Origin of the sequence: Salipiger bermudensis (assembly GCF_017309175.1) — a bacterium.
In the GTDB taxonomy this organism is placed as follows: domain Bacteria; phylum Pseudomonadota; class Alphaproteobacteria; order Rhodobacterales; family Rhodobacteraceae; genus Salipiger; species Salipiger bermudensis.
The window spans coordinates 55,783-70,724 of the sequence record NZ_JAEKJV010000014.1; the positions used below are offsets into that span (position 1 = coordinate 55,783).

Below are 14,942 nucleotides of genomic sequence, written 5' to 3' on the forward strand. Positions count from 1 at the left end.
CTCAAACCTGTCACACCTATGCATCTTCTTGTTGCCCGGAGCGGCCGCCACTTTCCGAGACGCACCCGCCGCTCTAGATTGGGTCCATGTCCGTCGAATCCCCGGCCGATGCGCTTGACCCCTCCAAGCTGATCGCCTGTCCAGCCTGCGATGCCCTCTACACTGATCGCGACGTCGCGACCGGCGAGACGGCGCGTTGCGTACGCTGTCACGCGGTGCTCGAGGCGCCGCGGCGCACGGCGATGACCCGGATCATCATGCTGGCGCTGGCGGCGCTGATCCTGATGGTGGCGGCGATCTTCTTTCCGTTTCTCGAGCTCGAGGCCGCCGGTCGCATCCAGCGCGCCTCTCTCCTAGACACGGTTCAAGCCTTCTCGAGCGGGCTCACCGCGCCGCTGACCTTCGCCATGGCGGCGCTGATCGTGATCCTGCCGGTGATCCGCTTCCTCGCGCTGATTTACGTGCTGGGGCCGATGGCCTTCGGTCACAAGCCCGCGCGCCATGCCGAGTTCTTCTTCCGGCTCGCCGATCACCTGCGCCCCTGGGCCATGGCCGAGGTGTTCATCGTCGGCGTGGCGGTGGCGCTGGTGAAGGTGGCGGGGCTGGCGCATATCTTCATCGGCCCGGCCTTCTGGGCCTTCGTGGCACTGGTCATCGTGACCGTGCTGAAAGACAATTTCATGAGCAGGCTGACGCTATGGAAGACGCTGGAACGGCGCCGCGCATCCTGACCGCCAAGCAGGCCGGGCTGGTGGGCTGCACCGAGTGCGGTCGCGTGCACGCCCCCGGCGTGGCACGCTGCACCCGCTGCGGCACGCGCCTGGCGAGTCGCGACACCGCGAGCCTTCAGCGGGTCTGGGCGTGGCTGTTTGCCGGGCTGGTGGTCTATGTGCCGGCCAATCTCTACCCGATGCTGCGCACCACGCTGCTCGGCAAGACCACCGAAAGCACCATCTTCGGCGGCGTCGTCGACCTCATGCATCACGGCAGCTACGGGGTGGCGGCGATTGTCTTCGTCGCTTCGATCGTGATTCCGGTATCGAAATTCATCGCCATCGGTTACCTCGCTTTGAGCGTACAGCGACGGGTGCAGATGTCGGCGCACAAGCGACATCTGCTTTACGAGGCGGTGGAGTTCATCGGGCGCTGGTCGATGATCGACGTCTTCGTCGTGGCGATCCTGTCGTCACTGGTGCAGCTGGATTTCGCGGCCTCGATCAACCCCGGGATCGCGGCGGTGAGCTTTGCGCTTTCCGTAGCCTTTACAATGATTTCGGCCCTGAGCTTCGACTCGCGGCTGATCTGGGACGTAGACGTTGGAGTGAACGAGAATGAGTGACCCGCGACCCGCCGAGATGGAGATCGAGGGCCCCAAGCGGTCGATCTGGCGCAATCTGTCCCTGACCTGGCTGATCCCGATCGCCGCCCTCGCGATCACCCTGCTGATCGCCTGGCAAAGCTGGGCCGAGCGCGGCGCCCGCATCGAGATCACCTTCGAGAATGCCGCCGGCATCGTGCCGGGCGAGACCGCGCTGCGCTTCCGCGACGTGAATATCGGCCTGGTCGAGGACGTGACCTTCGCCAACGACCTCTCTTCGGTGCGCATCGGCGCCCGGATCGACAACATCGTGGCCGAGTCTCTGCCCTCGGATGCCGAATTCTGGGTGGTCCGTCCAGAGGTCAGCGCCTCGGGCATCTCGGGCCTGTCGACGGTGCTGTCTGGCGTCTATATCGAGGCCGCCTTCGAGCCGCAGGAGGGCGCAGAGGCGACCCGCTTCGAGGGGCGCGACACCGCGCCGCTGGTCCGGCCGGGCATGCGGGGCACCCGCATCGTGCTGCGCGCCCCCGATGGCGCCATGCTCAGCGCCGGCGCCCCGATCTTCCACCAGGGCATCGAGGTCGGCCGCATCGAGACGCCGCGCCTGCTCGAGAGCGGCAACGGCGTGATCGCCGACGCCTTCATCGAGGCGCCGCATGACCGCCGCGTCACCACCTCGACCCGGTTCTGGGACACCTCGGGGTTCAACGTCAATTTCGGCCCGCAGGGCCTCGACCTTTCGGTCGGCTCGGTGGCGGCGCTGATCCGTGGCGGCATCGCCTTCGACACCGTGGTGTCGGGCGGCAACCCGGTGCCCTCGCGCTACGTCTTCGACCTGTTCGATGACGAGACCGCGGCGCGCGACAGCGTGTTCAGTCAGAGCATCGACAACGCCGTCGACCTCGTGGTCGAGTTCGACGAGTCCGTCCGCGGCCTCGAGGCGGGCGCCCCGGTGACCTATCGCGGTCTCAAGATCGGCGCGGTCAACGCGCTCGGCGCCTTCATCGACGACGTGAGCGGCGAGCAGAGGGTCAAGCTGCGCGCCTCCATCTCCATCGACCCGCGGGCGCTTGGTCTCGAGGATGACACCGCAGCCGAGGCCGAGATCATCACCTTCCTCTCCGAGTCGGTGCAGGACGGTCTGCGGGCGCGGCTCGCATCGCAAGGGCTGTTCAGCCAGTCGCTGATGGTCGAGCTGGTCACCATCCCCGAAGCGGAGCCGGCAGCGCTTGGCATCTTCGACACCGAGGCGCCGGTGCTGCCGTCGGTCGAGTCGAACGTGCCCGACGTGGCCGCCACCGCCGAGGGCCTCTTCCAGCGCATCGACGACCTGCCGGTCGAGGAACTCATGGAGCAGGCGATTGCCACTCTGCGCTCGGTCGAGAGCTTCGCCGGCGATCCCGACCTGCGCGCTGTGCCGGGCTCGGTCAGCGGCCTGCTCGACGAGGCGCGCGGGCTGTTCGGCAGCGAGGAAACGCAGGCCCTGCCGGGCGAGCTCAACGCCACCGTGACCGCCCTGCGCGAGATCGTCGAGGACCTGCGTGAGGCGGGCACCGCCGAGAAGCTCGCCGCGGCGCTCGACGGGGCCACCGCCGCCACCGACAGCGTCAGCAGCGTCGCCACCGAGATCACCGCCGCGACCGAAGAGGTGCCGGCGCTGATCGAGGAGATGCGGGATCTCGTGGCCAAGGCCAACGCGCTGCAACTCGAGGCCTTTGTCGACCGCGCCACGGCGCTGGCCGACAGCGCCGACCGGCTGATCGCCAGCGACGCCACGCAGGCGCTGCCGGGCGAGATCAACGCCACTGTCGCCGAACTGCGCGGCGTGGCCGAGGATCTGCGCGCCGCCGATGCCATCGGCCGTCTGATGAGCACGCTGGAAAGCGCCTCTGCCGCCGCCGACTCGGTGACCGGCGTGGCAATGGATCTCTCCGGGGCAACCGAACAGGTGCCCGCGCTGGTCGACGATCTGCGCCGTCTGGTGGAAACCGCCAACGACCTGCCGCTCGAGGCCTTCGTCGAACAGGCCACCAACCTCGTGGCAAGCGCCGACCGGCTGGTCGACAGTGACCAGACCCGCGCGCTGCCCGGCGCGCTGACGCGGATGCTGGACGAGGCGCGTTCGGCGCTCGAGGAACTGCGCGAGGGCGGGGTGGTCGAGAACACCAACGCCACGCTGGCCTCGGCCCGCGACGCGGCGGCGGCGATCGAGGAGGCGGCGGAAAGCCTGCCGAGCCTCTCGGCCCAGATCCAGAGCATGGTCGGCGAGGCCGAACTGGCGCTTCAGGGCTATGGCGAGAACTCGCGTTTCAACCGCGAGACGCTGTCGGCCCTGCGCGAAGTCCAGTCCGCCGCCGAGGCGCTCAACAAGCTCGCGCGCTCGATCGAGCGCAATCCCAATTCCCTTCTGTTTGGACGATAAGCATGTATCTGCGCATTCTGCCCCTCGCCCTGATGCTCGCCGCCTGTTCCGGGCCCGAGCCGCAATTTCTCATCGACACGCCGACGCAGGCGGGCAGCGCCCGTCTGCGGGTGGCGACGCTCGAGGTGCGGCAGGTCTCCCTGCCGGCCTACGCGGCGGCGTCCGAGATCCTGCTCGAGGGCGAGGACGGCGCGCTGACGCAGGTCGACAACGCGCTCTGGGCGGACGAACCGGCGCGCGCGGTGACGCTGGCCATCGCCGAGCAGATCGGCGCGGCTTCCTCGGCCACCGTGGCGCCGGAGCCGTGGCCGCTGGCCGATGACGCGCAGGCGGCGGTGCAGGTGACGGTCTCGCGGCTCGTGGCGCGCAACAACGGCACGCTGCGGCTGACCGGGCAATACGCGATCTCGTCCTATGACAAGGTGGTGCGTGAGCGCATCCAGGGCTTCGACATCGTTGTGCCGATGGTGGGCGAGGGGCCGCAGGCCATCGCCCGCGCCACCGGCGCCGCGGTCACCCAGCTTTCCGGGCAGATCACCCAGAGCCTGCGCTGAGGCGCGGTCTCAGCACGCAAACAGGCGGCGCCGGGGCAAGACCTTGGCGCCGTGTTCATTGCGGTGAGTGCGGAGCTGTTCAGCTACGGCTGTCGGGCAGCGAGATGTTGGCGACCTGCTCGGCGATCGGATCGGTGGAGAGCGGATGGCGCTCCTCGTCGTAATCGCGGGTGTCGTGCATGACCTCCCAGCGGCCGCGGCGATAGACCTCGAGCGCACTGAACTGCGCCTTGTAGCCCATCTTGGGGCTGCCGGGCACCCAGTAGCCAAGGTAGACATAGGGCAGGCCGGCCTCGCGGGCGATCTCGACATGGTCGAGGATCATCCACGTCCCGAGGCTCTGGCGTGCCAACTCGGGTTCGTAGAACGAGTAGACCATCGACACCCCGTCATCGAGCACGTCCGTCAGGCACACCGCCTTGAGGTCGCCGCTGGCGATGTCGCTGTACTCGACCACGCGCGATCGGATCGGGGTTTCCTCGATCATCGCGGCGAATTCGAAGATGTCCATGTCGGCCATGCCGCCATCGGCGTGGCGCGTATCGAGATAGCGACGGAACAGTGAGAACTGCTCCTCGGTGGCCCAGGGGCTCGAGGCGCGCCGCGCGAGGTTGGCGTTGCGCTTGAGCGCCCGGCGCTGGCTTTTCGATGGGGCAAAGCGGCGCACGTCGATGCGGGCCGAGAGACAGGCCGAACAATCCGAGCAGGACGGCCGGTAGAGCACGTTCTGCGAGCGCCGGAAGCCCTGCTTCGACAGGCTGTCATTGAGCTTCTCGGCACTGTCGCCCTGCAGCGCGGTGAACAGCTTGCGCTCCATCCGGCCCGGAAGATACGGGCAGGGCTGGGGAGCCGTCACATAGAATTGCGGCGCGAGAGGCAGGGAGTGGCGCATGAAGGTCCTGTCTGGAGATCCTCGAAAAACCTAGCAACGAAATTTGCAACCGCCAAGCCCCCGAAAACGGTGGATCGCGGGGCTTTGATCTCGTGCAGGTCCGGGCTTAACGCGGGGGCGTGCAGAGCGTTCCTGCGGGCGTTGTGGCTGAAACGCAAGACGCCCGGCAGAGATCGCCGGGCGTTTCGGGTGAGGCTGTGTCCACGTGCGCGTCTGAGGCGCGCTGGTTGATCGCAGGCGTTACGCCCGCTTGTTGAGCGCACTCCTCATGCGCGCTTGTTGAGCGCGACGGTCCCCAGAACCATGTCGGTCAGGCCCTGCCCACGCTCGGTGGCGAACATGCAAACGACCGAGATCAGCTGCAGCGGTGCCACGGAGACCGAGATGGCGTAGCCCAGCGTATGCAGGAAGGCCTGCATGAAATCGAGCCGCTGGCCGCGCCAGTCGCGGAATTCGATCGCCATGAGGCGCATGCCCCATGTGGCCGAGCCGTTGGCGATGGTCAGCACGCGGTAGATGAAGCTCACCACCATCCACAGTGCGAAGAACACGAAGGCGCCGAGAAAGGCGGTGAAGACCAGCGCCAGCAGCACGAAGAAGGCGACGATGATCGTGTCGATGACCCAAGCCAGGCCGCGCTTGATCGCGACGCTGTCGTAGAACGCGCTCTGGCGCACCGGATCGGGCAGCTGGGAATAGGGGGCGTCGGTATACATCTGGGTCACTTGCAGGATCTCTGGGACTGTCTCTCTGGGATCTCAGGCCTTGGCCGCGGGATGCGGGACGGCCTCTTGGGGATGATAGACCATGGCCCCGGGTCGGGGCCATGGGGGAGGGGCGCTTACGCGTCCTCTTTGCGGTCTTCGTCTGCCGTCTCGCGGGGGGCGCGGGAACGCTCGTCCATGAACTGGTCGAACTCGGCCTTGTCGCGGGCCTCGCGCAGACGCTGCAGGAACTCCTCAAAGCTCTTCTGTTCGTCCTCGAGCCGGCGCAGCGTGTCCATCTTGTAGGCATCGAAGGCGGCGTTGCCCGAGGGCCGCGCGGCGTTGAAGCTTTGACGGTAGGCGTTGGCGCTGCTGTTGCGGCGGCTGCGGCAGGATTTTCCGAACATGCGTTTGCTCCAGATCATGTAGGCAAGAAGGGCGAGGCCGATGGGCCAGAAGACGATGAAGCCAAGTACCATGGCCACGATCCAGGCGGGTCTGCCGCGCTCGTCGAGCCAGGCCTCGGCGCGTTTCAGCCACCCGGGGTTCGCGGGGCGGGCTTCATACTGCGCTGCGGCGTTCATAAGCGGTGTCCTTTGTCTCTCGTTTGGGTATGTGAATGTCTTTCACATTACATCAGATCGGGATTGTGACCGGCGCTATCAAGGGGTGATGTGAAAGTTTTTAACATTACCCGGAAAGCGTGAGTGTTGTCAGTGGTTTGCGCAACGAAAAACGCATATCCCAGCGCGGCAGGGCACGGATCTGGCCGTGCAACTAGGCTGTTTGCAGGGAAATACCGGCTTTGCCCGCCCGTCACATCGGGATCGGGCGCTGCTCCTCGATCGCCTCCATGGCGAAATAAGAGGTCACCGTTTCGAGTTCCACCTCCTCGATCAGCCGCTTGTAGACCTCGTCATAGCTGGCCATGTCGCGGGTGATGATCTTGAGCAGGTAGTCATACTCGCCGCCGATGCGGAAGAAGTCGATCACGTCGGCGATCGACGAGACATGCGTGCGGAAGCGCTTGAGCCAGCTCGCCGAGTGGTGCCGCGTCTTGATCATCACGAAGACCACCAGCCCGGCGCCGAGCTGGTTTCGGTCGAGCACCACCGTGTGGTTGCGGATGATGCCGGCGGCATCGAGCGCCTTCAGCCGCCGCCAGCACGCATTCTGCGACAGGCCGATCTTCTCGCTCAGCGCGCGTTGCGACTGCGAGGCGTCGCGCTGCAGCTCTTCGAGGATGCGGTAATCAATATGATCGAGTTTAAGGTCCATTCATCGTTCATATGATAGAAGATGAGCGTTTGGAAGGTGAAAATATGTGAAGAATTTTCCGTTCTGCGTGACATGCTTTGCATCAACGCAGTCACGATACGATACGGATCCCTCATGTCTCCCCTCGATGATTTCGCCCGCTCGCTCGAACGCCCGGACCTGGCCAGCTGGCTACGCGACGGCCTGATCGGCGACGGCGTGGAGATCGATGGCCCCTATGGCCCCAAGCCGCTGATCTATGCCGACTACGTGGCCTCCGGACGGGCTTTGGCGCAGGTCGAGGATTTCATCCGCGACAGGGTGCTGCCCTATTACGCGAACAGCCACACACAGGCCTCCTATTGCGGTGCGTTCATCACCAAGCTGCGCGAGGCGGCGCGGGCCGAGATCGCCCGCATCACCGGCGCGGATGACGATATGAGCGTGGTCTTCACCGGTTCCGGCAGCACCGCCGGGATCAACCGGTTGGTGGGGCTGCTCGACATCCCTTCGGTGCTGGCCACGGGTGGCCGCGCCGTGGTGCTGATCGGCCCCTATGAGCATCACTCGAACCTGCTGCCGTGGCGCGAAAGCGGCGCCGAGGTGGTCGAGATCCCCGAAGCGCCGCAGGGCGGGCCCGACATGGGCGCGCTGAGCGCTGCGCTGCGCAAGGCGCACGGCGCCGAGCTGATCGTCGGCAGCTTCTCCGCGGTCTCGAACGTCACCGGCATCCTCACCGACACCGACACGGTGACCCGCCTGCTCAAAGCGCATGGCGCGCTGGCGTTCTGGGATTTCGGCGCCGGCGGGCCCTACGTGCGCATGAACATGGAGGCAGGCTCCGATGCCGAGAAGGACGCCATCGTGTTCTCGACCCACAAGTTTCCCGGCGGACCCGGGGGCTCGGGCGTGCTGGTGCTGCGCGACGCGGTGGCGCGCCGCGCGACGCCCACGCTGCCCGGCGGCGGCACGGTGAGTTTCGTGTCCCCTTGGGGACACCGCTATTCCGGCAGTCTCTCGAGCCGCGAAGAGGGTGGCACGCCCAACGTGGTGGGCGACATCCGCGCGGCGCTTGCGCTGATGGTCAAGGAGGCGCTCGGGCAGGACTGGCTCGACCAGCGTCAGGCTTGGCTGCGGGCGCGGGCCGAGGCGGTCTGGCGCAAGAACCCGCATCTCGAGCTGCTTGGCCTCGAGGGGCCGGCGGCACTGCCGATCTTCTCCTTCCGCATCCGCGACGCGCAGGGCGGGTTGATCCATCACCAGTTCTTCACCCGGCTCCTGAGCGATGTCTACGGCATTCAGGCGCGCGGTGGTTGCGCCTGCGCAGGATCTTACGCGCACCGGTTGCTTGGGCTGGACGAGGCCGAATCGGAGGCCATGTTCGCCGCCATCGACCGTGGCGAGGAAATGGCCAAGCCCGGCTGGGTGCGGCTGAATTTCTCGGCGCTGATGAGTGACGACAAAGCTGCTATGATCGTGGAGGCGGTGGACATTCTGGCACGGAAAGCGTCAGAATATCTGCCACAATATCGTGCGGATGAAACAACCGCCCGCTTCGCGCCCGTTCTTGAGACCCCGGAGAGCCTCGCCTCGTGACCAGCCCACTTGCCAACCGATCCTTCCGCACGCTGTTTGCGGCGCAGGTCTGTTCGCTTCTGGCGGTGGGGCTGTTGACCGTGGCGCTGTCGCTGGCGGCCTACCGCATTGGTGGTGTCGCGGCGGGCGGCAAGGTGCTCGGGCTGCTGCTGGCGCTGAAGATGGTGGCCTATGTCGGGCTCGCGCCCTTCGCCGAGAGCGTGCTGGCGCATCTGCCGCGCAAGCGGGCGATGGTGCTGCTGGATTTCGGGCGCATGCTGCTGCTGCTGCCGATGGTCTTCGTGACGCAGACCTGGCAGATCGCGGCGCTGGCCTTCCTGTTCTTCGTTCTCGCCTCGGGGTTCACGCCGCTGTTCCAGTCGGTGATCCCGGACGTGCTGCCCGAGGAGGAGCACTACACCAAGGCGCTGGCCTGGTCGCGCATCGCCTACACGCTGGAATCGGTGCTGAGCCCGGTGATCGCGGCAGTGGTGCTGAAGATCGTGGCCCCCGAGGCGCTGTTTCTCTGCGCCGCGCTGGCCTTCGTGGGCTCGGTCGGCTTCCTGCTGGCCACGCGCTTCCCGGATCGCGGGCAAGTGGCGCGCAAGGGGCCGTTCCTGAAACGCGCTTTCCGGGGCATGACGATCTATGCCCGCACGCCGCGGCTACGCGGGCTGTTCCTGCTGAACTTCGCGCTGTCGCTGGTGATGGCGTGGGTGCTGGTCAACACCGTGGTCTATGCCGGTGCGCGGCTCGGCGATGCCGACGGGCTCTACCCGGTGCTGATGGCGGGCTACGGGTTTGGCGCCGCGCTCGGCGCGATCACCGTGCCGCGCCTGCTGCGCCGCATCGAGGAACGCAGCGCCATGCTGGCGGGGGTGTTCGTCTTCGCGTCTCTGGCAGCGGGCTTCGCGCTGCTGCCGCAGCCGCCGCTGGCGCTGCTTTTGCCGATCTGGGCGGGCTTCGGCCTTGCCTCGTCGCTGGTGCTGACGCCCGGCGGGCTGGTGATCACCCGCTCTGCCGCACGACCGGATCGTGCCGCGGTCTTTGCCGCGCAGTTCTCGCTCAGCCACGCTGGCTGGCTGGTGGCCTATCCGCTGGCGGGCTGGCTTGCCAGTTCCGCCGGGCTCGAGCACGCGCTGCTCGTGCTGGCGCTGGCGGGGGCCGTGGTGGCGCTCGTCGCGACCCGCGTCTGGCCGGCGCATGACCCGCTCGAAAGGCCGCACAGCCACCCCGAGCTGCCCGCGGATCACCCGCATCTGCGAGACAATCCGGGCCATGGTCTGGCGCATCGCCATGCCCATGCCTACCACATCGACGATCTGCATCCGATTTGGTCCAAGACGCCGAATTGATGCTGAACCGAAACACCTTTTTCTACTAGGATGATTCGTATGCAAACGAACGACCGCTCTCCGATCGACGCTCAGGGCCTGGATGTGCTGGAAGCCCGTCTGCGCGAGGATCTCGACTTCCTGTGCTACCCTGGCAAGGACTGGGTGCCGGCGCAGGAGGGCGTGAGCGATGTCGTCATCATCGGCGGCGGCATGTGCGGCATGGTGGCTTGGCTCGGGCTGACCACCGGCGGGGTGCAGAACATCCGCGTGCTCGACCGCAACCCGGCGGGGCTCGAGGGGCCGTGGCTCAACTATGCCCGCATGGAGACTCTGCGCTCGCCCAAGACGCTGACCGGCCCGGCCTTCGGCCATGGCGCGCTGACGTTCCAGGCGTGGTATCGTGCCCAGCACGGGCGCGAGGCCTGGGAGAAGATGGACAAGATCCCGCGGCCGATGTGGATGGAGTACCTGCGCTGGTATCGCAAGGCGCTGAACGTGCCGGTGGAGAACGGCGTCTCGGTCGACAAGGTCGAGCCCGAGGGCGATCTGCTGCGGCTCACCGTCTCCGGCGCGACGGACGGCACCATTCTGACCCGCAAGCTGGTCTTTGCCACGGGCCGTGACGGCACCGGCGGCCCGAACATCCCGGGCTTCATCAAGGACCTGCCGCGCCGCTTCTGGGCGCATAGCGCCGACGAGATCGATTTCGACGCGCTCAAGGGTAAGCGCGTGGCGGTGATCGGCGTCGGCGCATCGGCGGTCGACAACGCTGCCGAAGCGCTCGAGCACGGCGCGGGCGAAGTGCGGCACCTGATCCGCCGCGCGGAAATGCCGACGATCAACAAGATGATGGGCATCGGCAGCTACGGCTTCACCGCCGGCTTCTCCGAACTGCCCGACGAATGGCGTTGGCGCTTCATGCAGTACAGCTTCACCACCCAGACGCCGCCGCCGCATGGCTCGACGCTACGGGTGAGCCGCCACCCGAACGCGCATTTCCACTTTGGCAAGGCCACGCAGCGCATCGAGGAGCGCGGCGACGCGGTCGAGGTGTTCTTCGCCGACGGCACCTCCTACGTGGCGGATTTCGTCATCCTCGGCACCGGTTTCACCATCGATCCGATGGCGCGCACCGAGTTCGGCGAGGTGGCGGGCAAGATCCTGCTCTGGGAAGACGTCTACACCCCGCCCAAGGGCGAGGAGCAGGCCGATCTGGGCCGGTTCCCCTATCTCAACCCCGATTTCACCTTCCGCGAGAAGGTGCCGGGCGAGGTGCCGTGGCTCAGCAAGGTCTATTGCTTCAACTACGGCGCCTCGGCCAGCCTCGGCAAGGTGAGTGGCGACATTCCCGGCGTCTCGGAAGGCGCGGCCTGGCTGGCGAAGTCGATGGCGGCCACGCTTTACGCCGAAGACCTGGAAACCCACTGGCAGGCGATGCTGGATTATGAGACCCCGGAGCTCGACGGCAGCGAATGGCAGCCGAGCGAGCTGACACCGGCAAAGGAAGGGCAGGTGGCATGACCATCTTCGACAGCACCACGCTGAGCGCCGCGGGCATCACCGCGGGCAGCGCCACGGGCGCCGCGGCAGAGACCCGCAGCAACATCATCGAGGCCACGCAGGCCGCCGAGGACGCGGTCCTCACGCCCAAGGATGCGGGCGCGTTCCCGCACGCGCTGCGCGCGGCGCTGGCGGCGCGGATCGCCAACGAGGCGGGCGAGAACGACCTTGCCGACCGCTATCTCGCGGGCGCGGGCGACATGGCCGGGCTGGCCGATCCCTCGCAGGACGGCGAGACCGAGGGTCTGGCGCATGTGGTGGCCTTTGCCGACAAGGCGGCGAACCACACCCGCGAGATCCTCGCCGAGGATATCTCGACCCTGCAGGCCGCGGGCGTCGGGGATGCCGACATCGTGCGGCTTTGTGAACTGGTCGCCTTCGTGGCCTACCAGCTGCGCGTGGTCGCCGGGCTGCGCCTGATGAAGGGAGCCGCCGCATGAGCCGCATCGTTCACAAGTTCACCCGCACGGTCCCGCAATGGCAGCCGCGCGTCACGCCGGTGGATCTGCAGGAGGCGACCGAGGAGCAGCTCGACGCGCTCTCGGTGACACCGTCGAACACCAAGGTCTCGGCCTATGTGCTGACGCTGGCGCATGACGTGGAAAGCCTCAAGGTGCGCTCGCCGCTGTTCAACGCGATCATGTACGACCCGGGCGGCATGTCCCGGGCCGAGCGCGAGCTGGGCGCCATCGGCGCCAGCATGGTCAACCGCTGCATCTATTGCGCCGCGGTCCATGCGGACCGTCACGCCAAGCTCGAAAAGGATACCGCGGTCACCGACGAGCTTTTCGCAAAGGGTGAGAAGGCGGATCTAAACCCCCGCAACCGTGCGATTTTCGACTTTGCGCGCAAGCTGTCGGAAAGCCCGGTGGCGGCGGATGAGGCCGACATGGCCAAGCTGCGCGAGGCCGGTCTCAACGACGAGGAAATCCTCGACCTGATCCTGTCGACCTCGCTCTTCGGCTGGGCCAACCGGCTGATGCACGTGCTGGGCGATCCGGTGCGCGAGGAGGTGTCGGCATGAGCTGCAAGGTCGGAATTGCCGGCGCCGGCTCCATCGCCTTCGGCAGCGCCGCGCTGCTGCAGCAGAACGGTCACGAGCCGATGCTGTGGTCGCCTTCGGGGGCGTCCACCAAGGCGCTCGAGGACGGCCCGCTCGAGGCCTCCGGAGCCGTCGAGGCGGTCTTCGCCCCGCGCGTCGCGACCTCGGCGCAGGAGCTGGCCGAGCAGAACGACGCCATCCTGATCGCGCTGCCGGGCTATGGCCACAAGGCGGTGTTCGACGCGCTGGCGCCCTATATCCGCGATGGCCAGCACGTCATCATCAGCAGCCACGCCTCGCTGGGCGCGGTCTACCTGATGCAGAAACTGGCCGAGCGCGGCGTCGATGCGGCGATCACCGCATGGGGCACCACCGTGGTGACCGGGCGGCGCGGCGAGGGGGCCAGCGTCAAGGTCAACACCGTGCGCAAGAAGGTCGATCTCTGCACCGTGCCCGAGACCCGCTCGGATTGCGCGCTCGCGGTCTGCACCAAGCTTTTCGGCGATGTCTTCGTGCCGCGTGACGGTCTGCTGGCGATCTCGCTGTCGAACCTCAATCCGCAGAACCATCTCGGCATCGCGCTTGGCAACATCACCCGGATGGAGCGCGGCGAGACCTGGAGCCAGGGCCAGAACGTGACGCCGAAGGTCGGCGCGCTGCTCGAGGCGCTGGACGCCGAGCGGCTCGAGATCGTGGCGGCGCTGGGTCTGCAGACGAAGACCATCTTCGAGCATTTCAGCCAGAGCTTCCACGTGCCGATCTCGACCATCTCGGAGATGAACCAGCAGATGCACGCGCAGGGCAATGGCGGCACCGGACCGGCGACGGCCGATAGCCGCTATGTCACCGAGGATGTGCCCTACGGTCTTCAGCTAACCGCCGTGCTGGGCCGCTTGGTCGGCAAGCCGGCCGAGCTGCACGAGGCGGGGATCAAGATCTTCTCGGCCATGTATGGCCGCGATTTCGCCGCCGAGAACGAATTGCTGAATGCGCTGGAGCTTGACGGCTACAGCCTCGACGATCTGCGGCAGGCCGCCCGTACCGGGCTGCTGCGGAAGATGCCGGAACCGGCGTCCTGACGATAAAAACGATACGGATACCAACCCTCAGGGAGACGACCCCATGACCAAACTCATTCTCAACCGCCGGAAGTTCCTCAACACCGCGGCCATGACCGGCGCCGCTCTCGCCAGCCCCGCCTATCTGCGCCGTGCCCACGCGCAGGGCGGCGAGGTCAACATCTGGACCTACAACGACTTCGTTCCGGAAGCGTTCAAGGAACAGTTCGAATCCGAGACCGGCATCAAGGTGAACGTCCGCCTCGTCGACGACCAGGGCAAGCAGTTCAACCTGCTGGCCGCCGAAGCACCGAACCCGTCCGTGGACATCATGACCGTGGCAGGCCACCGCTTCCTGCAGTTCATCGACAGCGACCTGCTGGCGCCGCTCGACACCGACCGTCTGAGCAACTGGGGCAACATCAACCCGACCTTCTCCGAGTCCGACTGGTCGACGATCAACGGCGAGAAGTGGGGCGCCCCGATCCTGTCGGGCATGGAGGTTCTGGCCTACAACACCGACTATGTCTCGCCGGAAGAGGCCGAGACCTGGGACACGCTCTTCAGCGAGAAATACTCGGGCCAGACCGCCTATATCATCCAGGACATGATGTCGATCATCATGCTGAAGATGGGCTATGACGGCAACATGGTCGCCTACATGGACGATCCGGAGAAGGCCGCGGCCATCGTCGAGGAGGCCAAGAACTTCCTGATCGAGCACAAGCCGCTGGTGCGCAAGTACTATGACGGCGGCGCCGAATTCCAGCAGATGATGGTCAACCAGGACATCCTGCTCGGCCACTCGTGGAACGGCCCGGCGGCAGCCCTGATCAACGACGGCTTCCCGCTTGGCATGGCGATCCCGAAGGAAGGCTCCTACGGCTTCGTCTACACCTACAACATCGCCAAGAACTGCCCGAACCCGGACAACGCCTACACCTTCCTCAACGCGATCCTCGCATCGCCCGAGATCGGTGCCGCGATGACCAAGGCTTCGGGCTTCATCTCGACCTACAAGGACGCGTCGAACCACCTGACCGATCTCGAGAAGAAGTCGACCTCCTTCCCGGACGAGCAGCTGGCCAACCTGCAGTTCTTCCGCGCCGAAGCGAACGAGATGAAGTACGGCCTCGTCGATCCGGCCGTCGAAGCGATCAAGGCCGCGTAAGCACGCACGGAGCCTTAAGACCTGTCCGCCGGCCACGGGGCCGGCGGGCGGG

15 protein-coding genes are annotated in these 14,942 nt (G+C 66.5%); 11 read left to right on the forward strand and 4 right to left on the reverse strand.

Annotated features, from left to right (window positions below; translation table 11 throughout):
- Positions 1-86: 86 nt before the first annotated feature.
- Genes JF542_RS17640 through JF542_RS17655 form a run of 4 tightly spaced genes read left to right on the forward strand, consistent with a single transcriptional unit; the run spans position 87 to position 4,294 of the window.
- Positions 87-731, forward strand: coding sequence for a paraquat-inducible protein A (locus JF542_RS17640; protein WP_007801273.1), 645 nt, complete (start codon positions 87-89; stop codon positions 729-731).
- Positions 698-1,339 carry a paraquat-inducible protein A gene (locus tag JF542_RS17645; protein ID WP_007801271.1) on the forward strand — a complete coding sequence of 214 codons (642 nt, stop codon included), beginning with the start codon at positions 698-700 and terminating at the stop codon, positions 1,337-1,339. The genes JF542_RS17640 and JF542_RS17645 overlap by 34 nt, the downstream gene beginning before the upstream one ends.
- Complete coding sequence (locus JF542_RS17650) at positions 1,332-3,740, forward strand: MlaD family protein (RefSeq protein WP_242533816.1); 2,409 nt, start codon at positions 1,332-1,334, stop codon at positions 3,738-3,740. The genes JF542_RS17645 and JF542_RS17650 overlap by 8 nt, the downstream gene beginning before the upstream one ends.
- Before the next feature lie 2 nt (positions 3,741-3,742).
- A complete protein-coding gene (locus tag JF542_RS17655; protein ID WP_007801267.1) occupies positions 3,743-4,294 on the forward strand; it encodes a PqiC family protein in 552 nt (183 codons plus the stop codon).
- A 79-nt stretch (positions 4,295-4,373) separates the two neighbouring features.
- Here JF542_RS17655 and JF542_RS17660 read toward each other — a convergent pair whose 3' ends face one another.
- The 4 genes from JF542_RS17660 to JF542_RS17675 all read right to left on the reverse strand — a co-directional run bounded on the left by JF542_RS17660 (position 4,374) and on the right by JF542_RS17675 (position 7,168).
- The gene (locus JF542_RS17660; protein WP_207076807.1) at positions 4,374-5,186 is read right to left on the reverse strand and encodes an arginyltransferase; all 813 of its coding nucleotides are present in this window, start codon (positions 5,184-5,186) and stop codon (positions 4,374-4,376) included.
- Positions 5,187-5,452: 266 nt separating this feature from the next.
- Positions 5,453-5,902 (reverse strand): RDD family protein, encoded by a 450-nt coding sequence (locus JF542_RS17665; RefSeq protein WP_207076856.1) that lies wholly within the window; start codon positions 5,900-5,902, stop codon positions 5,453-5,455.
- A 125-nt stretch (positions 5,903-6,027) separates the two neighbouring features.
- Positions 6,028-6,474, reverse strand: coding sequence for a DUF2852 domain-containing protein (locus JF542_RS17670; protein WP_007801262.1), 447 nt, complete (start codon positions 6,472-6,474; stop codon positions 6,028-6,030).
- Between the two features lie 232 nt (positions 6,475-6,706).
- Positions 6,707-7,168: an Lrp/AsnC family transcriptional regulator gene (locus JF542_RS17675; RefSeq protein ID WP_207076808.1), complete on the reverse strand. Its 462-nt coding sequence runs from the start codon at positions 7,166-7,168 to the stop codon at positions 6,707-6,709.
- Positions 7,169-7,282: 114 nt separating this feature from the next.
- Between JF542_RS17675 and JF542_RS17680 the strand changes: the two genes are divergently transcribed.
- Genes JF542_RS17680 through JF542_RS17710 form a run of 7 tightly spaced genes read left to right on the forward strand, consistent with a single transcriptional unit; the run spans position 7,283 to position 14,890 of the window.
- Complete coding sequence (locus JF542_RS17680; RefSeq protein ID WP_207076809.1) at positions 7,283-8,743, forward strand: aminotransferase class V-fold PLP-dependent enzyme; 1,461 nt, start codon at positions 7,283-7,285, stop codon at positions 8,741-8,743.
- Positions 8,740-10,077, forward strand: a complete 1,338-nt coding sequence (locus JF542_RS17685; protein ID WP_207076810.1) for an MFS transporter — start codon at positions 8,740-8,742, stop codon at positions 10,075-10,077. The genes JF542_RS17680 and JF542_RS17685 overlap by 4 nt, the downstream gene beginning before the upstream one ends.
- 39 nt (positions 10,078-10,116) lie before the next feature.
- A complete protein-coding gene (locus tag JF542_RS17690) occupies positions 10,117-11,580 on the forward strand; it encodes an NAD(P)-binding domain-containing protein (protein ID WP_207076811.1) in 1,464 nt (487 codons plus the stop codon).
- Positions 11,577-12,059, forward strand: a complete 483-nt coding sequence (locus tag JF542_RS17695) for a hypothetical protein (RefSeq protein ID WP_007801254.1) — start codon at positions 11,577-11,579, stop codon at positions 12,057-12,059. Before JF542_RS17690 ends, JF542_RS17695 begins: the two co-directional genes overlap by 4 nt.
- Positions 12,056-12,643 carry a peroxidase-related enzyme gene (locus JF542_RS17700; protein WP_207076812.1) on the forward strand — a complete coding sequence of 196 codons (588 nt, stop codon included), beginning with the start codon at positions 12,056-12,058 and terminating at the stop codon, positions 12,641-12,643. The genes JF542_RS17695 and JF542_RS17700 overlap by 4 nt, the downstream gene beginning before the upstream one ends.
- Positions 12,640-13,740 carry an NAD/NADP octopine/nopaline dehydrogenase family protein gene (locus JF542_RS17705; protein WP_207076813.1) on the forward strand — a complete coding sequence of 367 codons (1,101 nt, stop codon included), beginning with the start codon at positions 12,640-12,642 and terminating at the stop codon, positions 13,738-13,740. The genes JF542_RS17700 and JF542_RS17705 overlap by 4 nt, the downstream gene beginning before the upstream one ends.
- A 43-nt stretch (positions 13,741-13,783) precedes the next feature.
- Positions 13,784-14,890: an ABC transporter substrate-binding protein gene (locus JF542_RS17710; protein WP_007801250.1), complete on the forward strand. Its 1,107-nt coding sequence runs from the start codon at positions 13,784-13,786 to the stop codon at positions 14,888-14,890.
- Positions 14,891-14,942 lie beyond the last annotated feature (52 nt).

Bases quoted from the DNA above. Each gene is read 5' to 3' on its own strand.
- JF542_RS17640 (WP_007801273.1), top strand. From the start codon at position 87: ATGTCCGTCGAATCCCCGGCCGATGCGCTTGACCCCTCCAAGCTGATC.
- JF542_RS17645 (WP_007801271.1), top strand. From the start codon at position 698: ATGGAAGACGCTGGAACGGCGCCGCGCATCCTGACCGCCAAGCAGGCC.
- JF542_RS17650 (WP_242533816.1), top strand. From the start codon at position 1,332: ATGAGTGACCCGCGACCCGCCGAGATGGAGATCGAGGGCCCCAAGCGG.
- JF542_RS17655 (WP_007801267.1), top strand. From the start codon at position 3,743: ATGTATCTGCGCATTCTGCCCCTCGCCCTGATGCTCGCCGCCTGTTCC.
- JF542_RS17660 (WP_207076807.1), bottom strand. From the start codon at position 5,186: ATGCGCCACTCCCTGCCTCTCGCGCCGCAATTCTATGTGACGGCTCCC.
- JF542_RS17665 (WP_207076856.1), bottom strand. From the start codon at position 5,902: ATGTATACCGACGCCCCCTATTCCCAGCTGCCCGATCCGGTGCGCCAG.
- JF542_RS17670 (WP_007801262.1), bottom strand. From the start codon at position 6,474: ATGAACGCCGCAGCGCAGTATGAAGCCCGCCCCGCGAACCCCGGGTGG.
- JF542_RS17675 (WP_207076808.1), bottom strand. From the start codon at position 7,168: ATGGACCTTAAACTCGATCATATTGATTACCGCATCCTCGAAGAGCTG.
- JF542_RS17680 (WP_207076809.1), top strand. From the start codon at position 7,283: ATGTCTCCCCTCGATGATTTCGCCCGCTCGCTCGAACGCCCGGACCTG.
- JF542_RS17690 (WP_207076811.1), top strand. From the start codon at position 10,117: ATGCAAACGAACGACCGCTCTCCGATCGACGCTCAGGGCCTGGATGTG.
- JF542_RS17695 (WP_007801254.1), top strand. From the start codon at position 11,577: ATGACCATCTTCGACAGCACCACGCTGAGCGCCGCGGGCATCACCGCG.
- JF542_RS17700 (WP_207076812.1), top strand. From the start codon at position 12,056: ATGAGCCGCATCGTTCACAAGTTCACCCGCACGGTCCCGCAATGGCAG.
- JF542_RS17705 (WP_207076813.1), top strand. From the start codon at position 12,640: ATGAGCTGCAAGGTCGGAATTGCCGGCGCCGGCTCCATCGCCTTCGGC.
- JF542_RS17710 (WP_007801250.1), top strand. From the start codon at position 13,784: ATGACCAAACTCATTCTCAACCGCCGGAAGTTCCTCAACACCGCGGCC.